Origin of the sequence: Clostridium sp. ZBS15 (genome assembly GCF_023845705.1) — a bacterium.
In the GTDB taxonomy this organism is placed as follows: domain Bacteria; phylum Bacillota; class Clostridia; order Clostridiales; family Clostridiaceae; genus Clostridium; species Clostridium aquiflavi.
Genome location: NZ_JAMQHY010000209.1, coordinates 1 through 283 on the forward strand (window position 1 = coordinate 1; position 283 = coordinate 283).

Annotated in this window: 1 protein-coding gene; it reads right to left on the bottom strand. The window is 26.9% G+C overall.

Features of this window, described 5'->3' with window-relative positions; genetic code table 11:
- Positions 1–283, bottom strand: a 283-nt coding sequence (locus NG904_RS17055; protein WP_252232928.1) for a hypothetical protein, incomplete at both ends; no start/stop codon positions are given.

Here is a 283-nt window from a genome sequence, read left to right on the forward strand (position 1 = left end):
CGTTATAAGTTAGAGTTAAGGATTGTCCTGGAGATAATTTTGTAATATATAAGTAGATATTATTAGAATCAAATTGATAAGAAGAATAGGTACCACTACCACTAACATTTATAGAATTAGAATTAAGAATAAACCAAGATGATAAAGCATCGGTTAAAGTAAAATTAAAAGCATCAGTTTCAGTTCCAAAAGTATTAGTATTTGTTATTTTTATAGTATAAGAATAAATTTCACCAGTTTTAATGGAAGTAGTATTAGGCCCGGATACAGACTTTGTTAATTG